The organism is Pseudomonas sp. MT92 (assembly GCF_058792515.1).
This window is the reverse complement of sequence record NZ_JBXAFA010000002.1, coordinates 333,260-354,265: the sequence shown is the minus strand read 5'-3', so window position 1 is coordinate 354,265 and position 21,006 is coordinate 333,260. Positions and strand designations below refer to the sequence as shown.

At 60.9% G+C, this 21,006-nt stretch carries 21 protein-coding genes; 14 read left to right on the top strand and 7 right to left on the bottom strand.

Annotated elements, in window-relative coordinates:
- Positions 1–2: 2 nt before the first annotated feature.
- The 6 genes from AC1Q6D_RS04700 to AC1Q6D_RS04675 all read left to right on the top strand — a co-directional run bounded on the left by AC1Q6D_RS04700 (position 3) and on the right by AC1Q6D_RS04675 (position 6,776).
- On the top strand, positions 3–989 hold the full coding sequence (locus AC1Q6D_RS04700; protein ID WP_103405019.1) for a VirK/YbjX family protein: 987 nt from the start codon (positions 3–5) through the stop codon (positions 987–989).
- 11 nt (positions 990–1,000) lie between these two features.
- Complete coding sequence (locus AC1Q6D_RS04695) at positions 1,001–2,203, top strand: glycosyltransferase (protein ID WP_103405018.1); 1,203 nt, start codon at positions 1,001–1,003, stop codon at positions 2,201–2,203.
- On the top strand, positions 2,200–3,387 hold the full coding sequence (locus tag AC1Q6D_RS04690) for a glycosyltransferase family 2 protein (RefSeq protein ID WP_103405017.1): 1,188 nt from the start codon (positions 2,200–2,202) through the stop codon (positions 3,385–3,387). The genes AC1Q6D_RS04695 and AC1Q6D_RS04690 overlap by 4 nt, the downstream gene beginning before the upstream one ends.
- On the top strand, positions 3,387–4,130 hold the full coding sequence (locus AC1Q6D_RS04685; protein ID WP_103405016.1) for a WecB/TagA/CpsF family glycosyltransferase: 744 nt from the start codon (positions 3,387–3,389) through the stop codon (positions 4,128–4,130). The genes AC1Q6D_RS04690 and AC1Q6D_RS04685 overlap by 1 nt, the downstream gene beginning before the upstream one ends.
- A gap of 297 nt (positions 4,131–4,427) precedes the next feature.
- Positions 4,428–5,570: a hypothetical protein gene (locus AC1Q6D_RS04680; protein ID WP_103405015.1), complete on the top strand. Its 1,143-nt coding sequence runs from the start codon at positions 4,428–4,430 to the stop codon at positions 5,568–5,570.
- A 78-nt stretch (positions 5,571–5,648) separates the two neighbouring features.
- Complete coding sequence (locus AC1Q6D_RS04675) at positions 5,649–6,776, top strand: glycosyltransferase 61 family protein (protein WP_103405014.1); 1,128 nt, start codon at positions 5,649–5,651, stop codon at positions 6,774–6,776.
- A gap of 79 nt (positions 6,777–6,855) precedes the next feature.
- Here the strand turns inward: AC1Q6D_RS04675 and AC1Q6D_RS04670 are convergent, their stop codons facing one another.
- The 7 genes from AC1Q6D_RS04670 to AC1Q6D_RS04640 form a co-directional block, all read right to left on the bottom strand.
- Positions 6,856–8,280 carry an undecaprenyl-phosphate glucose phosphotransferase gene (locus tag AC1Q6D_RS04670; protein WP_103405013.1) on the bottom strand — a complete coding sequence of 475 codons (1,425 nt, stop codon included), beginning with the start codon at positions 8,278–8,280 and terminating at the stop codon, positions 6,856–6,858.
- Between the two features lie 433 nt (positions 8,281–8,713).
- Positions 8,714–9,235: a cytochrome C gene (locus tag AC1Q6D_RS04665; RefSeq protein WP_103405012.1), complete on the bottom strand. Its 522-nt coding sequence runs from the start codon at positions 9,233–9,235 to the stop codon at positions 8,714–8,716.
- Between the two features lie 86 nt (positions 9,236–9,321).
- Complete coding sequence (locus tag AC1Q6D_RS04660) at positions 9,322–9,843, bottom strand: methylamine dehydrogenase light chain (RefSeq protein ID WP_027620621.1); 522 nt, start codon at positions 9,841–9,843, stop codon at positions 9,322–9,324.
- Positions 9,844–9,861: 18 nt separating this feature from the next.
- The gene (gene mauD / locus AC1Q6D_RS04655) at positions 9,862–10,488 is read right to left on the bottom strand and encodes a methylamine dehydrogenase accessory protein MauD (protein WP_103405011.1); all 627 of its coding nucleotides are present in this window, start codon (positions 10,486–10,488) and stop codon (positions 9,862–9,864) included.
- A 4-nt stretch (positions 10,489–10,492) separates the two neighbouring features.
- Entirely contained in the window at positions 10,493–11,032 is a 540-nt protein-coding gene (locus AC1Q6D_RS04650; protein ID WP_103405010.1) for a MauE/DoxX family redox-associated membrane protein, read from the bottom strand.
- Positions 11,033–11,043: 11 nt separating this feature from the next.
- Positions 11,044–12,192 carry an amine dehydrogenase large subunit gene (locus tag AC1Q6D_RS04645; protein WP_103405009.1) on the bottom strand — a complete coding sequence of 383 codons (1,149 nt, stop codon included), beginning with the start codon at positions 12,190–12,192 and terminating at the stop codon, positions 11,044–11,046.
- A gap of 189 nt (positions 12,193–12,381) precedes the next feature.
- Positions 12,382–13,854: a sensor histidine kinase gene (locus AC1Q6D_RS04640; RefSeq protein ID WP_103405008.1), complete on the bottom strand. Its 1,473-nt coding sequence runs from the start codon at positions 13,852–13,854 to the stop codon at positions 12,382–12,384.
- Between the two features lie 259 nt (positions 13,855–14,113).
- On the opposite strand from AC1Q6D_RS04640, the gene AC1Q6D_RS04635 reads away from it, so the two are divergent.
- From AC1Q6D_RS04635 to AC1Q6D_RS04600, 8 genes are all read left to right on the top strand, one after another.
- The gene (locus AC1Q6D_RS04635) at positions 14,114–15,277 is read left to right on the top strand and encodes an acyl-CoA dehydrogenase family protein (RefSeq protein ID WP_103405007.1); all 1,164 of its coding nucleotides are present in this window, start codon (positions 14,114–14,116) and stop codon (positions 15,275–15,277) included.
- 38 nt (positions 15,278–15,315) lie between these two features.
- Positions 15,316–15,687, top strand: coding sequence for a hypothetical protein (locus tag AC1Q6D_RS04630; protein WP_103405006.1), 372 nt, complete (start codon positions 15,316–15,318; stop codon positions 15,685–15,687).
- 3 nt (positions 15,688–15,690) lie between these two features.
- The gene (locus AC1Q6D_RS04625) at positions 15,691–16,161 is read left to right on the top strand and encodes a nuclear transport factor 2 family protein (protein ID WP_103405005.1); all 471 of its coding nucleotides are present in this window, start codon (positions 15,691–15,693) and stop codon (positions 16,159–16,161) included.
- A complete protein-coding gene (locus tag AC1Q6D_RS04620; RefSeq protein ID WP_103405004.1) occupies positions 16,158–17,282 on the top strand; it encodes an amidase in 1,125 nt (374 codons plus the stop codon). Before AC1Q6D_RS04625 ends, AC1Q6D_RS04620 begins: the two co-directional genes overlap by 4 nt.
- Before the next feature lie 23 nt (positions 17,283–17,305).
- Complete coding sequence (locus AC1Q6D_RS04615; protein WP_103405003.1) at positions 17,306–18,589, top strand: aromatic ring-hydroxylating oxygenase subunit alpha; 1,284 nt, start codon at positions 17,306–17,308, stop codon at positions 18,587–18,589.
- Complete coding sequence (locus AC1Q6D_RS04610) at positions 18,586–19,086, top strand: aromatic-ring-hydroxylating dioxygenase subunit beta (protein WP_103405002.1); 501 nt, start codon at positions 18,586–18,588, stop codon at positions 19,084–19,086. Before AC1Q6D_RS04615 ends, AC1Q6D_RS04610 begins: the two co-directional genes overlap by 4 nt.
- A gap of 10 nt (positions 19,087–19,096) precedes the next feature.
- Positions 19,097–19,837, top strand: coding sequence for an SDR family NAD(P)-dependent oxidoreductase (locus AC1Q6D_RS04605; protein WP_090319876.1), 741 nt, complete (start codon positions 19,097–19,099; stop codon positions 19,835–19,837).
- A gap of 146 nt (positions 19,838–19,983) precedes the next feature.
- On the top strand, positions 19,984–20,934 hold the full coding sequence (locus AC1Q6D_RS04600; protein WP_103405001.1) for a PDR/VanB family oxidoreductase: 951 nt from the start codon (positions 19,984–19,986) through the stop codon (positions 20,932–20,934).
- The last annotated feature ends 72 nt before the right edge of the window (positions 20,935–21,006 follow it).

Genomic DNA, 21,006 nt, shown 5'->3' with positions numbered 1-21,006 from the left:
CTATGAGTGATTGGCTGGCACTGAAAAGCATGTATTCGTTACATGCCGGGTATTCCCCCAGGGCATTGAAAAACAAACTCAAGATGCTGGTGCTGGTGGCGAAGAACCGGGCCGAACTGAAGTTGTTTTTGTCGCGCATGTCGAGTGCTCTGGGCGAGGCGGGTTTCAGGCGACTCGGCGCAGATTGCCTGGGGGTGGTTCATTGGCCCTACATCAGTAAAAGCTGGAGTGCCGGGGACCGACTCGGGGTATTGGCCTCCCATTACGAAGTGGTCACAAAAAGCTGTCCGCAGTTATTGCTCTATGGGCGTGACGACAGGTTGGTACTGAGCGATTTGTCGGCGTTTTCTGCTCATTGTTCCCTGGTTCTGGATCGCCCGATCTGGTTCATGCGCGAAGGGGAATTGGTGCTGAACCTGTTTCAGGAGGATTTGCGCATCGCCTCGATCGCTTTCACCTTGTGTCGTGTGGAAGGTGAGCTTTGCCTGTTCATCGGCGCGGTACAGGGGATACACAAAGGTGTCGAGAGTGAAAAATCCCTGGGCATCTACAGGGACCTGACCAAGGCGTTCGAAGGCCTGCGACCGAGAAGTTTCTTGATTGAAGTCATCAAGTACATCGCGGCCCATATCGGCGTCCAGAAAATGTATGCCGTCGGCGATGGATACCGTCACCATCGTCATCCGTATTTTGGCGCCAGTAAGGCTCAGGAGTTGTTGGCTGATTATGATTCGATATGGTTGGAGCATGGCGCCACCCCGTCGGAGCGCGAAGACTTTTTCGAGATACCCATGGCCCCGTCCCGAAAGCCGCTTGACGCGATAGCCTCAAAAAAACGGGCCATGTACCGCAGGCGATATGAACTTCTGGACAGCACCTTTGCGCAATTGGATCAGGTACTGAAAGGTTGCCCTGCAGCGAATCGCGCTCAAGGTTCCTGCACCACGGCGCAAGTACCTGCCGTCACCACCCTCCGTACTGACCACTAAGCCGGGGTCCCATGCGCATCGCTTATTTCATCAATCAATACCCCAAGGTCAGCCATAGCTTCATCCGTCGCGAGATCCTGGCCCTGGAGCGCCAGGGTTTCGAGGTACAGCGCGTGGCCCTGCGGGGCTGGGATGCCGAATTGGTGGATGCCGAAGACGTGTCTGAACGCGATAAGACCCGCTACGTGCTGCAAGACGGCGTCAAAGGCCTGTTGGCGCCTGCGCTGCAGGTACTGCGCGCCCAGCCGCGACGCTTCTTTTCGGCGCTGGGGTTAGCGCTGCGCATGGGGCGGCGGGCCGATCGCTCCTGGCCTTACCATCTGGTCTACCTGCTTGAGGCGTGCCGCCTGCTCAGCTGGTTGCAGGCGTTTGGCGCCAGGCATGTGCACGCGCATTTCGGCACCAACTCCACCGAGGTGGTGATGCTGGCCAGCGCGCTTGGCGGGCCGGCGTACAGTTTTACCGTGCACGGCCCGGAAGAATTCGACAAACCGCAGTTCATCCATTTGGGCGAGAAAGTACGGCGTGCAGCGTTTGTCGCGGCCATCAGCGCTTATGGACGCAGCCAGCTGTTTCGCTGGGTGGATCATGCACATTGGTCAAAGGTCAAAGTGGTGCACTGTGGACTGGAACAGGCGTTTCACAATGTGCCGGCGGTGGCCGTGCCGTCCGCGCCCCGGCTGGTCTGCGTAGGGCGTTTGTGTGAGCAGAAGGGCCAATTATTGTTGCTTGAGGCCGCTCGCCTCCTGGCGGCACGGGGCGTGGCGTTCGAGATCGTGCTGGCCGGCGATGGTGAGATGCGCGAGCAAATCGAAGCGCTGATCGCACAGTACCAATTGCAGGCCCAGGTGCGAATCACCGGCTGGATCAGCAGCGATCAGGTGCGCGCGGAAATCCTCGCGGCGCGGGCCATGGTCTTGCCGAGCTTCGCCGAGGGTTTGCCGGTGGTCATCATGGAAGCCATGGCCTTGCGTCGGCCCGTTCTGACGACCTACGTCGCGGGCATTCCGGAGCTGGTGCGCCAGGGCGAGAACGGCTGGTTGTTTCCCGCGGGCGACGTCGACGAGCTGGCGGTGGCGCTGGCCGATTGCCTGGCGCAACCTGCCGACGTCCTGCAACGGATGGGCGAGGCGGCGTATCAACGGGTGCTGGAACGACACGATATCGATACCGAAGCCACCAAGTTGGCTCACCTGTTCAGGGCACAAGCATGATCACCTTGTTTAATTGGCTGTTCAGCGGACTGTTGATCCTCATCGTCCTCCCGGTGTGCGTGCTGTTCGTCCAGGTGTTGCTGGCCTGGCTGCCGGCACGGTCGCTGCCGTCGGCGAAATCCTCGCGGCCACGGGTCGCGGTGTTGGTGCCGGCGCACAATGAATCCTCGGTCATCGTCGCGACCTTGAAGACGATTGGGCCGCAACTGTTGGAAGGGGATCGCCTGCTGGTGGTGGCGGACAACTGCTCCGACGACACCGCCGCGCTGGCACGGGCGGCGGGCGCCGAAGTGGTGGAGCGCAGCAACGACCGGCAACGGGGCAAGGGGTATGCGCTGGACTTCGGGGTCCGTCACCTGGCGAGCGCCGCGCCGGACGTCATCATCATTGTCGATGCCGACTGCCAGATCAGCGATGGCTTTGTCGAGCGTTTGGCCACCTGCTGCATCGACTCGGGCCGACCCACACAATCGCTGAATCTCATGCGTGCTCCCGCAGGTTCCGGGCTGAAAGTGCAAATTGCCGAGTTTGCCTGGTGCGTGAAGAATCGGGTGCGCCCGCGAGGTTGGGCCCGGCTCGGTTTGCCCTGCCAATTGATGGGCACGGGAATGGCTTTCGCCTGGCGGGATCTGCCGCTGATCGATCTGGCCAGCGGCCACATCGTCGAAGATCTGAAGATGGGCCTGGATTTCTGCCGGAGCGGCAAACCGCCGCTGTTTTGCCCCGATGCGCTGGTGACCAGTTATTTTCCGCGCAGCGAAGAGGGCCTGACGACTCAGCGTACGCGTTGGGAACATGGTCACTTGGGGGTCATCCTGGGTGATACGCCCAAGTTGTTGGTGGAGTCGATGGCCAAGGGAAACGGGAATCTGCTGGCCATGACCCTGGACTTGCTGGTCCCGCCGCTGGCCCTGTTGACGTTGGCCCTGGTGGCGGCATTGGGTCTTTCATGGCTGGTCTTTCTCCTGGCCGGAATCCTGGCGCCGGCCTTGATCGCCACGACCGGGGTGCTGCTGTTGGCAGCGACCATCCTGCTGGCCTGGAGCCAATTCGGTCGCGAGATCATTTCGTTCTCCGCCTTGATGTATGCGCCGTTCTACGCGGTGAAAAAAATCCCCTTGTACATAGGCTTCTTGCTCAAGCGCCAGGTTGAGTGGGTGCGTTCCAAGCGGGATGACAACTGATGCGCGCCCTGGCCTGGTTGCACAAATGGCAGACGATTATCCGCACGCTGCGCGTGGTCGATGATCATCAGGATGAACAAGGACTGATCGATGCCCTGTCCCGTCCCGAGCGGTCGACAGTGCTGGGGTTCGTCAACGCCCACGCGATGAACCTGGTGGCGACCAACCCCGGCTATTACGCTTCGCTGTCCGCTGCCGACGTGTTGTTGCGCGATGGCTCCGGCATGGCCATTCTCTTGCGCAGACTCGGCCTGGCACCGGGACTGAACATGAACGGTACGGATTTCATTCCGAAAATACTGGCGGCCTATAAAGGCCGGCGCGTGGCGTTCTGGGGCACCGAACAAACGTATCTGAGCAGCGCTGTTCAGCGTAGCGAGGCGCTGTACGCCGTAAAGGTTGTTTCGGCCCACCACGGATTTTCCGAAGTGGAGGCCTATGTCCAGCTTGCCCGGGAGTATCAGCCAGAACTGATTGTTCTGGGCATGGGCATGCCCAAGCAAGAAGCCGTTGCGGCGAGACTGGCGGCCAGCGGAGTGCCTTGCCTGATCGTGTGCGGCGGGGCGATTCTGGATTTTCTCGGCGGTAAGGTCAGCAGGGCCCCCCAGTGGATGCGCCGCCTCGGTTGTGAGTGGGTGTTCAGGTTGATCAGCGAACCCAGGCGACTGTTCACGCGTTACGTGGTGGGTAACCCGATGTTCCTGCTGCGAACCCTGGTATTCCGAGAAAGGGCGGCCAGCTGATTGGCCTGGTGCGGGGTCAATCCGGGGTGGAGGCCGGTGTAAAAACACGCGGCGCAAAAACACGGCGACGAGGCCATCACTGCCTTGCAAAACCCGGGTGTAGCATCTTTACTCCTGTGGGTATTCCCGACTTGTCGGACTATTTGGGTTGAGTGTCTTCATTAACGCTGTGCCAGAAAAATCTCCTCGAATATTTTGATTTCCTGAAAGGGGGCTGGCGGTCGATCGCTCGTTTCGAGTCTTCATCTAGCTACTTGCAAACTAATTTGACCTTCCTCGACCTGTGCCAGTGAGCAAATGAAAGAATATATAGCGTCAAAAATACGCAAGCTCATTTCTCCTTCTTTACGCTTCGAGCTAAGGAGAACCGTGTCGTGGCTGCGGGACATACTAAGTCGGGCATGTTTTTGGCGCTGGGAAATTGTCAAATTCAAACTACGGCAAGAGAGTTCCTTCAACGTCCTCTATATCGGCAGGAAAACCCAGCGTGAATTCGCCAAAGTGCTCTTGGGGACGGACGCGCCAAGCGCGGATAGCCAATTAAAACCCGACCCGTCAAACCCGACGGTTTTGGTCAGTGAAATACCCACTCCCGGCGCATTGCGCGTGCCCCAGTACCTGAGTGCCATTGTGCCGCTGAGCAGGTCACTCGACGAAATCACCGCGAGGTACAACACCGAACTGCGTCGCAACCTGCGCAAGAATCGCCTGCGCTATCGCATGAAACAGGCGCTGAACGACGATGAGATTGAATGTGCGGATCAGCAAATGCTTCAGCCCTATGCCAAGGCCAGGCATGGTTCGGCCGCGGCGCAGATAGACACGCACGAGGTTCGCAGGGTGGCAAAAAATGCCGGCCGGCTTGATCTGGTGCTGCTGGAGGACGACGTTGTCGCTTGCCATCTGGGGTGTGTCATCACCAAGGGAGGCAAACGATACTGGAGCACGATCCGGTTTGGTTACCCGGAAACGGTGTATTCCGACGCCAAAAAACTACGTGAAGTCAATTCAATTACCACCTTCATGGCGCTCGAATGGGCGATTGAAAACGGTTTTGACTATTACGATATCGGCATTTGCCTGGCGCGTCCGGACGATGGACTGCTTGAATGGAAAAGAAGGCGCGGCGGGGATGTCAATACGCTGGGTAACAACGGTTATATGTTTGTTCGACTGCCTAAAGTGGGCACGCCGATATTTCTTTGGGAAACCCCGCTATTTGCAGTCGAAGGCAAAGAGTTGACGCTTCATCTGGGACTGCCTGACGGGCCGAGTGATGAAGAAATTGCAAGTCGCTATCGTGAAATGGGTTTTGGTGGGCTGTCCAAAATATATCTCCATTGTGCCAGGCCGCCACAAGCGTCGCTTCTTGATACCTTGCGCGGTCGTTACAGTCATTTGAAGTCGCCGCCCCGAATGGAATGCGTTATATCCGCCTGAATGGATTCGAAGTAAGTGCAGTTTTATGTGTTGGATATAAGCGCTATTTCGGTATAAGTACATGAGAGTTGAATTCATATGTCGGATATAGATGCAGTCGCAAAGGGTGGTCCGGCGAAGTGGAGTCTTGCTGCGTATAAACACATGTTGAAGACGCGCCTGACACGAAAACCGTCGCTCATGCTGCAAAGTGTCGCCGTCAAGACATGGGAAATTGCCCCCCGTGAGATGGCGATCGCTCCGCCTGCGTTTTTCCTTCCCAACCAGCTCGAGCGTGTGACGGGATGGGCAGGGGATCTTTTTTATCCCTTCGAACATCCCCGCCGCACCATGGAAGGGATCGGCGAGGTTGAACATGGCCCGACGCGTGGCTACCTGCTCAAAGATGCCTGGTTGATCGACGGTGCGCTCTATAAGGGCAATGCCAAATCCTGGCTGTCGCCTCGCTCCGGATGGTTGCCCAGGATTCGCGTGGAAAACGAAATCGATCGCGGCGCGCTGTATTGCACGGCGGGCGGCAATAAATGGTTTGGCTCATGGTTGATGGACGACTGCATCACCTATCCGATGGCCTGCGAAGAAGGCGTGCCGGTGACCACGGCGACGTCTGACAAGCTCGTTTCCACTTCCAGGCACGGCATACTTCACGCCCCCGGCTATGAAGACTGGCTGGGGATGACGCCGGTTCGTTTACGCAATGCGTTTTTCCGTGAACTGGTGATCTTTGACGACCTCAGCCAGAACCGCCACAAGCACCGGCGCTTTCGCGCGATGGGCGACCAGTTGCTGTCCCACGTAAACGCCAGCGCTCACCCCGGGGTGTTCATTCTGCGCGGTGACAAGGGAGAGCTGCGCTTGCTGCGCAATGAGCTGGAACTGGCCGAACGCCTGCGCGACCGCAGGGGTTTTCGCATCATCGATCCGGCGAAATCCGATGTGCCGACCATTGTGGCGGCCTGCGCCGGGGCAAGAGTCGTCGTGGGCATCGAGGGCAGTCATCTGATCCATGGCGTCAACGTACTGCAGCCGGGTGGTTCACTGCTGGTGCTGCAGCCACCTAATCGTTTCCTCTGCTTTTTCAAATACCTGACGGACCGCGACCAGCAAAACTTTGGATTTGTGGTGGGTACCGAAGAGGGCAATGGTTTCAGTATCGACGCCGATGAGGTCGAGCGAACGCTGGACCTGTTCCCGGTAAGCGCATAGTGAGGCTGGCCAGCGAAGCTGGCCACGCCAATCGATCACACCCCTCGCAACTCCAGATCACCCCAGTCTTCAAGCCTGGCTAATAGGCATGCTTGCCGGAGAAGGCCAGCACCGTGCGCGCGAGAATGGTGAAGTCGAGCCAAAGCGACCAGTTGTTGATGTATTCGATGTCCGAATCCACACGGCGGATCATCTGCTCGATATCTTTCGTCTCACCCCGAAAGCCACGCACCTGAGCCAGACCGGTAATGCCCGGCTTGATGTTGTGGCGCGCAAAGTAGTCCGAGATGTCGGGCGAGTATTGCGCATCGTGTGCAATAGCGTGCGGTCGCGGTCCCACCAGCGACATCTCGCCCATCAACACGTTAAACAACTGTGGTAGTTCATCCAGGCTGGTTTTTCGAATAAAGGCGCCCACTCTGGTTTTGCGTGGATCGTTCTTTTCGGCTTGCTTGACGATGCCTTCATCCGGCTGATGGACAACCATGCTCCTGAACTTCCAGATACGAAAGGAATCGCCGCTCCAGCCCATGCGCTCCTGGCGAAAGAACACCGGTCCCGGACTGTCGAGCTTGATGGCAATGGCGACTAACAACAGCACCGGCGCTGCAAATAACAGGATAAGGAACGCGAGGACTTTATCTTCGAGATTCTTCAGAAACAGCCGCAGCCCCATCAGCGGTGTTTCAGACAACGTCAGCACGGGAATCCCGGCAATTTCACGCACACTGTGATTGATCAAGCGCAGCGAAAAGATATCCGGCACCCAGTTCACGGAAATGTGTTTATCGAACAGTTTTAAGTAAACGTCCTTGATGACGTGCGAACCATCCAGGGGCGTCACGAAATACACGGTGCGAATGGCGTGTTGCACGACCAGCTCATCAAGGTCGGAAATATGACCCAGTATCGTCAAGCGTTGGGCACTCTTTGATCCATCCTTTCCCTGATCATCGCTTCCCCCGATCAGGACCGAGCCGACCACCCGTTCACCCAGCCAGGGGTTGTTACTGATTTTCTGGTGAAGGAAGTTGGCCAGCTCGCCCGTGCCGATGATGAGCGCGTTGTCCCGTTGCGCGGGGTGGGCCAGAAACTTCTTCTGTAACTCGCGGGTGGCAAGGTGCAAAAGCAGCTGAGCGAAGTAGCCAATCACAAACAACTCGGCCACCAACAGGCGCGAATATTGTTCGCCGGTTTTAGTTAGAAAGGCCATGGCAACCAGAAAACAAAAAACGGCAGTCCATGCCTTGAGCAACTTGAAGGCTTTGACGGCGAATCCGACATTACTTCGGTAAATCGCATAATGGTCGTAGACGACGGCTAACGCCCCAAGCAGTAACAGGACCATGATGACATAGGCCTGCGAGACGAAGCCGATGTGATAGTTGATCAAATACCACGCGACGCCGGTCACTGCGAGACCATCGAGACCGGCCTGAATAACGATACTGGTGCTGCTTCTTCGCTGAAGTACGGAACGGCTAGTGTTAGGCTCAAATATCATATTTAGACCTCATTGCTGCCCCCCATCGCGCTCACTGATAACGCGACTCAGATCAAAACTGCCCTCGTTCGAGAGCGTTTGCGTGCGCGTCACCAAAAGCTTCCCCCGCTCGTGGTATACCACCTTCTGTCCCGATTGCTGACCTGGGGCCGAATGTGACAACGCGTGGTATCACTTTAGCAGTACGCTGGAATCCTTCACGGAATCGTCGCAGTTTTATAGCACTCATTTGTGAAGGAATCCGCTGGCCGACGGACCGCGCTTGCTCAATGGCCATGCACGGCATGTGCCGCCGGTTCGGGTGGCTTCGTAAAGGGAGGGGAGGCGCAGACAGGCGGCGCTTCGGTACCCGGGGGCGCGGGTCGAATGCCGGGCGGAGGCTAAAGGGGGCGTGGCCCCCGATTTGGCAGCTGAGGTGACTTCACATCCGCCGTCAATCGTTCATGCCGTCTTCAATGGCGATGCCTTGCGCACGCATTTGCTTGATCAATTCAGCACGGGTACCGGGGAGGTTGAGCATGGTTTTGGCGCGCAGTGCCGCCACTTCTTCAGCGCTGTAGGGCTGGTAATCCTCCGGTGTGCTTTTGCCGGCCAGGCCGTCCTTGCGCATCAACCAGTTGAGCAGGTCCGCCAGTTGCGCATTGTTCAATGCAGACTGCGACATGCCTGGCACGCGCACCAGAAACTCGCGGCCACCGGGGACTTTCAGAAAGTTGCCGACAAACCCCGTCATCCGGGGCGTGTCGTTGGCCGCCGATCCCATGCCGTTGCCCAAGTGGCAACCGGCGCATTGCAACTGGTAATTGACGCCAACGCTGTAACCGGCCTCGGCGATGGGCTTTTGCTGTTCTTCATTGCCCGGTGCGTGACGTTGCGCCGGGTTGGGAATGGCGCGGGCATGAGCGAGCGGGACGCTCAGGGTGCAGACGAGACCGAGGAGTAGCAACTTGCGCATTGAGGGGCCTCTCTTGTTTTTGTGGCCTGGAACACGATCGTGAAAAAAACCGCCGATTGCCCGGGCAACCGGCGGTAACGCGCGTGTCAGACCGCCACGCCGCGGATGATCGAAACGGTGCAGTGGTAGATGTGCGATTTGGCGGCCAGGCACCAGTTCACATCGTTGTTGTTGAACGGGCGGTAGGCCGGTTCTTCACTGTCGTTACGGGTACAGGCGCACTGGGCGCAGCTTTGCTTACCGCAGCAATCGTTGTACGAAATGATGTAGTCCTTGCCGTCGGCCGGGTTGCGGCAGGTGCCGATCCAGGTCACTTGCGAGGCTTCGGTGCCCGGTGGGCAGGAGGTCACCGAACCCCCGCAGCAGCTGCACAGAAAGCCGTCGATGGAGCAGTAGCGCCAGTAGTCGCAGCTGTTCGGATCACCGGGGTCACCGGCCTTCGGGTCGGTGGCGGCCAGTGCCTTGCTGGTGCGATCCAGTGGCAGCAGCAAGGGCAGGGCGGCACCGGCCACCATCAGCGAGCCCATGCGTGACAGCAATTTGCGGCGCGAGGTGGTGTCGGCGACACGGCGCGTCGAGCGCTCGAACAACAGATCCAGCAGTTTCATAAACGTCTCCCTGCCTTATCAGTGGCTATGGCCGTGGCTGTGGTCGTGATCGTGGGAATGCGGTTGGGCATTGAGGTACTGCTGCAGCGTGGCGTGCTTCAAGTGTTCGACTTCGAACAGGCTGTCCAGGTGCTCGCGGGAATTGACCAGGCCCTTGGCGCGCAGGGTGCCGGCCTTGTCGATCAGCGCGGCGTACGGCAGCTTGCCGATCTGATAAGTCATGCCGACTTCCGGGCCGACCACGTAGGTGGCGTCTTCGAGTTTGTGTTCGCGGATCAGCGCTTGCTGGGCGTCCATGTCGCCATCGCTGATGAACACCACGTCGAGGCGATCAGCCTGTTCCCTGGCAATGGATTTGATCGCCGGCAGCAGTGACTTGCAGATCGGGCAGGTCGGCGAGAGGAAGAACAGCAGTTGCGATTTTTCACCGGCGTAGCCGAAGTTCACCGGGCGACCCTTACGGTCGGTGGCGGTCACTTGCGGCGCGGCTTCGTTGACGGCCACGCCTTTGTCGACCATCAGTGCGCCAGCCGGGGCCAGGCGGCCGTGCAGCACGCCAATCTGACGTACCAGGCCCATGACGACGAACGCCACGGCCACCAGCAGAACCCAGAGCAGAACGTTGGAAACAATCAAGCCTTCCATTGGATCACCTACCAATCAATTTGAGCAGAAGAGGGGAGTTCGCCAGCAAGCCATCGGCTGCGGCGTAGATGAGCAACGCGACCGCTGCCGCGGCAACCGTTACAAAGCCATCGAACAGCGTCATGTCGCGGGCAATCGGCGTGACGCTGGCCAGCAGCGCCAACACCACCAGCACGCTGTTGCGCAGCAGCAGGACCGGACGCAGCGGCTGCGCCTGGTCCGGGCCGGCACAGCCACAGTCGATGTCGCGACGTCCGCGCCACAGGTTGATGCCAATGGCAGCGGCATACAGCGCCAACAGACTGGCCGCGCTCAACGCGGCCCAGCCACGGCTGACCGGTACCAGCAGCGCGAAGGCGATGGCCAGTTCCAGCAGCGGGACCAACCGGGCGACCGGGCGCACCAGCGAGGCGGGCAGCAGTTGGTAGTCGGCCAACTGCCTGGCGAAGCGCGCGGGTGCTCGTACCTTGTGGGTCGCGGCACTGGCCAGCAACACCGCGATGGCGATGGCGCTGGCAATGATGAAGATCGGATCTGAGTGCATGGCCGAACCTCTTAGTAGCTCATGACCTGAGTCGCGGTTTTTGCGACTTTTGCCATGCTGCCGGTGTGCTGGTTGGTCTTGAGATCGAAAATCTGCAAGCCGCCTTCAACGTCGGTGCCCAGCAGCAGCGGCTTGTCATCGCCGGTGGCCTGCATGCTCCACACCGGTGCCGGTGCTTCCAGGGTCGCGATCTTCTTCTGGGTCTTGAGGTCGTAGGCCCAGATGAAGGTGCTCGGGTCTTCCCACTTCATCGGTTCGTGCGCGTCATGCATCAGCACGTACAAACGGTTCAGCTTCGGCGCGACCGCCATCAACTGCCAGCCGCCCGGGGCCCAACCGGCCTTCTTCTCGGCCTCGGTGACCAGCGACCAGCTCGGCAGGATCTTGGGTGTATCGCCGGAGAAATCCACTGCGCGCACGGTGCCGGTCGTGGTGGTGAAGTAGTAGGTGTCGCCGACGTTGACCGCACGCTCCACCAGTTTTTCCGCGTTGGGGTCGAAGAACGGCGTGCGGTTGCGCGCGGTTTCCTGGCCCTGGTCGTTGAGGGTCACCACCTGCAGGCTGCCGTCGCCGCACAGCGAGGCGAAACGGCGTTTGCCAACCGGGTAGTTGAGCACGCAACCCGGAATCGCGATTTCCGTGGCGACGGCCTTGGTCTGGGTGTCGACCACGGTCACCGAGGTCGATGGGGTGAAGTTGTAGACGTAGACAAAACGGTCATCGCCGCTGGTCTTCAGGCCGTAGCGCTGGGTCAGCGACTCGGCCCGCTTGTTCGGAATCAGCACCTCCCAGGCGGGCGACAGGGTCGAGCTGTCCCACGCGGTCAGCACATCGGTGCGGGTGCCCCGGGTGCCACGGGAGTACCAAATGTCGGCGCTGTAGATCAGCTTGCCGTCATGGCTCAGGGTCGAAGGCGCGGCGAAACCGGTCGGTACCATGCCCAGCACGCGCTTCTGGTCCGGGTCGACCACGGTGACACGGCCGGCGACGAAGCTGTCGAACTCGACATCGACGACGAACGCCCGGTGTGCTTCAGCGGGGAACGGCAACACGGTCTGGCCGATCGTGTCGGCGGGCAGGTCCGCACGGGCACTGTTCAAACCGAGTACAAGCAGGCTCAGGCCTAGCGCTGACTGTACGGAGATCCTGTTTGTTCGCATAAGGGGAACTTCCTGAATTGTTGGTAACGCGGATCGCGGGTGAGTGGGCAGATTCTGACGATTGAATAGTGCCTCGCCCGGCAACCCCGGGAATTGCCCTGCCTGCCAAGTGTTTGTGTATCTGTGCCAGTGTCACTGACACGCCACAACGCCGGGGTATGCGATCCCCTGTGGCGAAAGGTTTGTGCGTCAGGCGAGGGGAAGGGAGAAGGTAAACACCGCGCCACAAGGCGCCTGGTTCTGCGCCCAGATATCGCCCCGATGCCGGCCGATGATGTTCTTGCACAGCGCCAGGCCGATGCCGTTGCCGCTGACCTTGGACGAGAAGAAACCGTCGAACAGCTTCTCCTGCGCCTGGGCCTGGATACCGCGTCCGCAGTCTTCGATACGCACCCGCGCTACGCCCTTCTTGGCGCTGGCATGGATGCGCAGCAAACGCCGCTCTACCGGCAGATCGGCCATCTCTTCAATCGCATTGAAAGCCAGGTTGAGGATCACCTGGCCGATCAGCACCTTCTCGCAACTCACCTGCAGCGGCTCGGGCGAGGTCACGACTTCCACGCGTACCAGGCTCGGGTCGGCGCGCAGGCTGATGAAGTAATGGGTTTCGCGCAGCAGTTCGTTGAGGTCGATCAGCTCTTCGCTCTGCTCCAGCTTGACCACGTAATCGCGCACGCTCTTGATGATCACCGACGCGTGCTCGATTTGCCGCACTGCATTGTGCAAGCCCCAGGCGACGCCTTCATCGGCGTCGGCGTCTTTGCCCAGGCGAATCACCGCGCCTTCGATGAAGTTACGGGTGGCGGCCAGGGGTTGGCTCAGCTCATGGGCGATGGCCACGGCCATTTCACCCATGGCGTTGTAGCGCGCCAGGTACTCGAGTTTTTGCTCGCTGACCCGCCGTGCTTCTTCGGCCTGCACCTGTTCGGTGACATCGCGGAACAGCAGCAGGTGGCCGACCAGATCGTCTTCGATTTCGATAAAACGGCAGGTCGCATCGTGCCAGCGCCATTCGCCGTCACGCCGTTGCACTTGGTAGTGCACGCTGAAGGGCGCGTGGTCCGGCGTGACGTTGGCCAGTTGTTGCAGCAGTCGCTGACGCGAAGGTTCGTCGCACCAGGCCAGGAAATTCTCGCCGAGCAGGCGGTGCACGTCGCTGTTGAGCAAGTGTGCGGCGGAGTCGCTGAGAAAGCGGATGTCCCCCTCGGGCCCGAGCACCGCCACGCCTTCGGCCAGGTCTTGCATGAAGGCCTTGAGTCGGCTTTCGAAGCGCTTGAGATCGCGCTTGACCTTGTCCTCCCTGGAGATGTCGCGGAACTGCACCATCAGCACATCGCGATCTTCAAGGTGCACCAGGGTCGCCACCGCCTCGGACAGAATTTCCAGCCCTTGCTTGGAGCGATAGCACCACTCGATGGCGCGCTGCCCGGTGCGCGCGGCGCCTTCGAGCCAGCGCAAACCCACCGAGCGCCGGTACTTCGGTGCATCGCGGGTCATGTCCGGCGCCTTCAGCGGGGTCAGTTCCTCCAGGGTAAAACCCAGCGCCGCCAGGGCGGCGGCATTGGCCCAGAGAATCTCCTTGGTGTGCGCATCGTGAAGAATGATGCACAGCGGCATGGCTTCGATCAGCGCATAAAAGTCGTTCGGTTTTGGCAAATACATCACACAGCCCTTGGCGGCAGAGGGTTCTGATCGGCGAAGTCAGAAGTATGGCTTTTTATACCGGCTCGCGCCCATCGATGCGCTCAGAGGTAACCGGTGTCGGCCTAGGGGTTTTCTTTAGTCGGTGGGCTGCACGCACCAATAGTTGCGCCGGGGTGGGGTTTTTACACTGGACCGCAATGCAAGGGTGAGCACGCCAATCCCTGTAGGAGCGAGAAACTGCCGCCCTGCCAACAATAAGCACAAACGGAGAAAGCCCATGCTGCGTTCAGCGGTCGCGCAACAAGACGCTCTGCCAGGCGTTGACCAGAATGTCGTCGAGAGCCCTGCCTTTGCGCAGGTGCTGGAAGAAGTACGCCAACGCCGCAACGAGTTCGACAGCCTCTCCCACGTGCCACGGGACATGATCGAACGCTTCAAGCAGGTGGGCATCTACCGCGCCGCCACGCCGAAATGCTACGGCGGCGACGCCCTGGCGCCGGCAAAGTTTCTGCAAATGATCGAACGTATCTCCGAAGCCGACGGCTCCGCCGGCTGGGTCGCCAGCTTCGGCAGCGCCGGGGTCTATCTGGCTGCATTACCACCAGAAACCCTGGCTGAAATCTATGCCGATAGCCCGGACCTGGTGTTCGCCGGCGGCCTGTTCCCGCTGCAGCCCGCCGAGGCGGTAGAGGGCGGTTGGCAGGTCAACGGCACCTGGAAATTCGCCAGCGGCTGCAAGGGCGCCGACTTGCTCGGTGTGGGTATCGGCGCCGCAGGCGGCAAGCCGCGCACCGCCGTATTCCGTCCGGATCAGGTCGAAATCGTCGAGAACTGGGACGTGGTCGGCCTCAAAGGCACCGGCAGCCATGACCTGCGGGTGGCCGACAAGCGCATTGATGAGCGCTGGACCTTCATCCGTGGCGGCGCCGCAACCATCGACGAACCGCTGTTCCGCTACCCATCGATTGCCTATGCCGCGCAAGTGTTGGCGGTGGTCAACCTGGGCCTGGCCCGTGCCGCCCTCGACGAAGTCAGCCGCATGGCCGGTGGCGGTGGCATCACCGGCGCGCCAAAACTGGCCGACCGCGCTTATGTACGCATCGAGATCGCCAAGGCCGAAGCCAAACTCAGCGCCGCGCGTGGTTTCTTCTACGGTGCCACCGAACAGGTTTGGCACTCGATCCTGGGCGGCAACCCGGTCACGCCCGAGCAGACCAGCCTGCTGCGCCTGTCGGCGATCCATGTTTCCCAGGCCGGGGCCGACGTGGTGCAAAGCGCCTACAGCCTGGCCGGCACCACCGCCATCTACCTGCGCCATCCGCTGCAACGCTACCTGCGCGACTCGATGGTGGTGACCCAGCACGCCTTCCTCAGCGAAGGGCTGTATGACGGCGCCGGTTCGGTTTTCCTCGGCGTGCCGCCGTTCCCGGGCTACATCTGACCCTTTTTTCAGAGCCTCCATTTCAAGGATCAAAACCCATGACCCAGACCACTCAAGAACCCTTGCGCGTCGTCTTCTGCATCGGCATCACCCAAAACTTTTTCGACCTGCCCACCGGCGAAGGCCTGAGCGTGTGGAAAGGCTTCAGCCAGATGATGGGCTCCCTCGGCGCCATGCCCGGCATCACCGTGCTCGGCGCCATGGATGACGATCGCTTGATGGTCGGCCCGTCCACCACCTCGCCCTGGACCGTGTACATCATGGCCGATGTCGACTGCCACCAGTCGGTGATCGACGCCTGCAACCTGTTCCGCACCACACCGGTCGGCGAGTACAGCCTGTGGCGTTACGCCAGGGTCGAAGCGCGCATTGGTCGTCCGCTGACCATTCCCGACGCGGCCAGGGTGTAAGCCATGGACGAGGCCTTGCTGCAACGTCTGGCGACGCTCGAAGGGGAAAGCGCGGTGCGTCGCTTGATGGCGTGCTACATGGACCTGTGCGATGTGCCGAGGGCGGTGACTGAGGTCAGCGAGCTGGCCCGGTTGTTTACGGTCGATGCGATCTGGGAAGGGGTTGGCAGTGTCACCGCACAGACCTTTGGCCAGCACCAGGGTCGTGAAGCCGTGGCCGCGTTTGTCGGCGGTTACCTGCCACCGTCGGAGCACTTCCGGCTCAACCTGCATTACCTCACCAGCGAGTCGATCGTGGTCGACGGCATCACGGCGCACGGGCAGTGGATCATGCAGCAGATCTCCACCTACGCCGATGGCCGCTGCGAGTTGTTCGGCACGCGGCTGAACATCGATTTCCGCTGCGTTGACGGTTGTTGGCTGATCGCGCATTTCCGTACGCAACGGCTGTTTAACAAGGAGCTGAGTGCATGAGTACGTTCATCAGCGAATTCCTCCTCGGCGGCAGCGGCAAACGCGTGGCCATCAAGGACTCCATCGACATTGCCGGCCACCCGACCCGCTCGGGCAGCCGTGCCTTTGCCGACGCACCCGCCGCAACCAAAAACGCCGAGGTAGTGGACGCGATCATCGACGCGGGCTGGCAGATTGTCGGCAAAACCAACCTGCACGAACTGGCCTTTGGCGTCACCGGTATCAACGACTGGACCGGCACGCCGATCAACCCGCAAGCCCCTGACCGGGTGCCGGGCGGTTCCTCCAGCGGCTCGGCTTCGGCGGTCGCGGCGGGCCTGGCGGACATCGCCATTGGCACCGACACCGGTGGGTCGGTGCGGGTGCCGGCGGCGTGCTGCGGGGTGGCCGGACTCAAGCCGACTTATGGGCGTGTCAGCCGCATCGGAGCGCATCCACTGGAATCCAGTCTCGATTGTGTCGGTCCGTTTGCCAGAAGCATGGACGACCTGATCGCGGCGATGCAGGTGATCTGCCCAGGCTTCAACGTACAAGGCTTGCCCGGTGACGGCATTAAAGTCGGCTTCCTCGACGTGGCTTGCGACGCCCATCTTCAAGCCAGCCTCGGTGCCGCCGCCGACCGCGCCGGCTGGCGTCGCAGCCACCTGCAATTGAGCGAATTCGAAGCAGCGTTCACGGCCGGCCTGACCGTGATCAATTTTGAAAACTGGGCCGCGTTCGGTCATCTCACCGGCAAGGGCCTGATCGGCGCGGATGTGGAAAGCCGTTTGCTGGCCGCCAGCCGCACCACTGGCGAAGAACTGGCCCGGGCCGAAGCGGTGCGCAGCCGGTTTACCCGGCAGGTGGATGCGGCGCTGGAAGACTTTGCAGTGCTGTTGTTGCCGACGCTGCCGACCTTGCCGCCGACCCTCAGCGAAGCCCGCGCCGGCAGCAAGGCCGTGGCCGGCATGACCCCGCTGGTTCGGCCTTTCAACCTCAGCGGCCACCCGGCGCTGACGGTGCCCGTGGAACTCGATGGCGGCGGGCTGAAAGTCGGCCTGCAAATCGTTGGCCGCAAAGGTCAGGACGAGCTGGTCTGCGCCTTTGGTGCGCAACTGCAAGCCTCAACAAATCAATCATAAAAAGAAGCCATGAGGAGAACCGCATGAGCACTCATGAATACCGGCTGATCGCATCGACGAAAAGCCCCGAAGATCTGGTCCGGCACGACCGCGTCGATGTCTCGCTGTACAACGACCCGGCGCTGTTCGAAGCCGAACTGGAAATGATTTTCTACCGCACCTGGGTGTGGGTCGCCCACGAAAGCGAAGTGCGCAACGCCGGTGACTTCAAGACCGCCACCATCGGCCGTCGCCCGGTGATTGTCGTGCGCGACAAGAAAAACACCATCAACGTGCTGGAAAACCGTTGCCGGCACCGTGGCGCTACCGTGTGCGAAAAGCACAAGGGCAACGCCACCGGTTTCACCTGCCCGTACCACAGCTGGTCCTACGGTCTGGACGGCAAGCTGCGTGCGCTGCCGTATCCGGATGGTTACGAAGGCGTCCTGGAGAAATCCGATCTGCCGCTCACCAGCCTGCGCGTCGAAAGCTATGCCGGCATGATCTTCGCCAGCTACAACGAGCAGATCGAACCGCTGGAAGACTTCCTCGGCGGCGCCAAACACTGGATGGACCTGTTCATGAAGCAGGGCGCCGGTTACCCGATCAAGACCCAGGGCGAACACAAGTTCAGCTTCAAGGGCAACTGGAAGATTCAGCTGGAAAACACCACCGACGGCTATCACTTCCCGATCGTGCACAAGTCGTTTATGTCCTCGGTGGATGAAGAAACCTCGGAAATGCTCTCGTTCATGACCGACGAGCAAGCTGTCACTCACGCCCTGGGCAACGGTCACAGTGTGATGGTGATGGTGCCTGAGCACGTCGACCTCGATCACGACGACGGCACCGAACAACTGCAAGAACGCTTCGCCCACGTCACCGAAGAGCTGTCCAAGACCCTGCCGCCCGAGCAGGTTCGCCGCATCGTGCGTTCGCTGCATGGCGCCGGGTTCAACCTGAACCTGTTCCCCAACGTGGCGATGTCGATGTCGTTTTTCCGCGTGCTGCGCCCGGTGACGGTGACGGAAACCGAAATCCGCCACGTGGCCCTGGGCATGGACGGCGGCCCGGAAATCGCCAACCGTGAACGCATGCGTATCCACGAACACTTCCAGGGCCCGTTCGGTTTTGGCAGCCCCGACGATGCCGAGGCCTGGGACCGCGTGCAGCGCGGCTCGTATGCCGGCGTCGACGCGCCGATCCTGGTCAACCGCGGCCTCAATCGCGAAATCACCGCTGAAAACGGCGACAAGGTCAGCCACGCCACCGACGAAGGCGGGATGCGCGGTGCCTACGACATGTGGAAAAGGATGATGAGCCAATGAGCAATCACGACACCCTGAATGGTTTTTCCGGCCCGCTGGCCCAGGCCATCGAATTCATCTGGCGCGAGGCCGAACTGCTCGACCACAAGCACTACGCCGAGTGGGCGACCTTGTGGAGCGACAGCGGCCAGTACATCGTGCCGATCGACCCGGACACCGAGGACTTCGAAGCGACCCTCAACTATGCCTACGACGACGCGCGCATGCGTGACTTGCGCATCGAACGCCTGACCGCCGGCTACTCGCCGTCGGCGGTGGACGCGGCCAAAACCATCCGCACGGTCTCGCGTTTCCGTCTGGTGGAAGCGGCCGGCGACCTCGTCGAAGTCAACTCGGCGCAGGTGCTGTACGCCTACAAGCGCGGTGTGCACACACCGTTCGTGGCCGACCTGAACCACCGTATCCGTTTCACCGATGGCGTGCCGACCCTGGAGCGCAAAGTGGTGCGGCTGATCAACTCAACCGACAGCCTGAGCGCGCTCGGCTTCCTTTTGTGAGGGCAACAGCATGAGTCGAGTAGCCCTTGTCACAGGTGCCTCGCGCGGACTGGGCGAGTGCATCGCCCGCCGCCTGCATGGGGCGGGGTATCGCGTTGCGCTGGCCGATGTACGCCTCGACGGCGTGCAGCAACTGGCCGCCGAACTGGACGGCAGCGGCGCCACGGCCGTGGCCATCGAACTGGACGTGCGCAGCAAGGCGGATTTTCAGCGGGCCCGTGACCTGCTCGCCGAGCGTTGGGGCGGCACCGATATTCTGGTGAACAACGCTGGCGTATCGAAAGTCGCGGCGCTGATGGACATCACCCCGGATGAATTCGACGAGTCGATGGCGATCAACCTGCGGGGCACTTTTGTGGCCTGCCAGGTGTTCGGCGCGCATTTCGCCGAGCGCGGCTTTGGCCGCATCGTCAACATCGCCAGTCTGGCCGGGCAAAACGGCGGAACCGCCACCGGCGCGCACTATGCGGCGGCCAAGGGTGGCGTGGCGACGTTGACCAAGGTCTTTGCCCGCGAACTGGCGCCACAAGGCGTGACGGTCAACAGCATTTCGCCCGGTCCCCTGGACCTGCCGGTGGTGCGCGAAACCGTGGCCCCGGAGCGCCTGGAACAGATCCTGAAAATGATCCCGGCCGGCACCCTCGGCGACCCTGCGTACATCGCCGACAGCGTGCTGCTATTGATCGCCGACCACGCAACGTCCGTAACCGGCGCGTGCTGGGACATCAACGGTGGCTTGTTCATGCGCTGATCTCATGGTGCCAATGACCCTGTAGGCGCTGGCTTGCCAGCGAAGACGCCCTGACGGGCGATGCATGACTCAAGGCCGCCATCGCTGGCAAGCCAGCTCCTGCCGGGGGCTGTGTTTAACAAGAAATTAAATATTCAGGTGACCCAATGATGAAGGTGAAGATCGAAAGGATCGTCGACGAAGCGCTGGATATCCGTTCCTTTCGCCTCGTGCGCAGTGACGGCCAGCCGCTCGACACCTATGAGCCGGGTGCCCACGTCGACCTGACCGGGCCGACCGGGGTAACCCGCCAGTATTCCCTGTGCAGTCCGCCGCAGGACTGCCGTGCCTACCTGGTAGCGGTGAAGAAAGAGCCGCAATCGCGCGGGGGTTCGCTGGCGCTGCACGAGCAGGTGGAAGAGGGCATGGAGCTGGAAATGGGGGCGCCGCGCAACCTGTTCCGTCTCGACCCGAACGCCACCGAACACGTGCTGTTCGCCGCCGGTATCGGCGTGACGCCGCTGCTGAGCATGGCCTATCGATTGGCGGAAAGCGGCCAGCCATACCGACTGCATTACTTCGCCCGCTCGGCCCGGTACGCCGCGTTTACCGAACTGCTGGCGACGAATTTTGCCGACCACGTGGAATTCCACTATGGCGTCGAGCCGGGGGATCTGGACGGCGCATTGAGCGAGTGCCTGGACCGCGCCGGCAATGCCGCCCACGTCTACACCTGTGGCCCGGCACCGTTTATGAGTAAAGTGGTGGAAGTGGCGGCGCGCAGCCGTTCGGACGACGCCATACACCTGGAGCACTTCGCGGCGGACCCGGCAGCCAACAGCGCCCCGGCCGGCAGCTTCGAAGTCGAACTGGCCAGCTCCGGCGTAGTACTGCAAGTACCAGCCAACTCCAGCCTGGTCGACGTATTGCAGGCCCATGGTTGCGACATCGACACCGAGTGCCGTGAAGGCATCTGTGGCACCTGCATCGTCGACGTGCTCGACGGCGTGCCGGAGCACCGTGACCACTGCCTGTCGAACAAGGAAAAGGCTTCGAACAAACAGATCTGTGCCTGCGTTTCCCGGGCACTTTCCGCTCGTCTGGTATTGGACATCTAAACGCTTTCTTCACTGGAAAGCTGACACCGGAGCCGGTTGAATGGCGCCTGGCTACCATTGAGGGAGGCGATG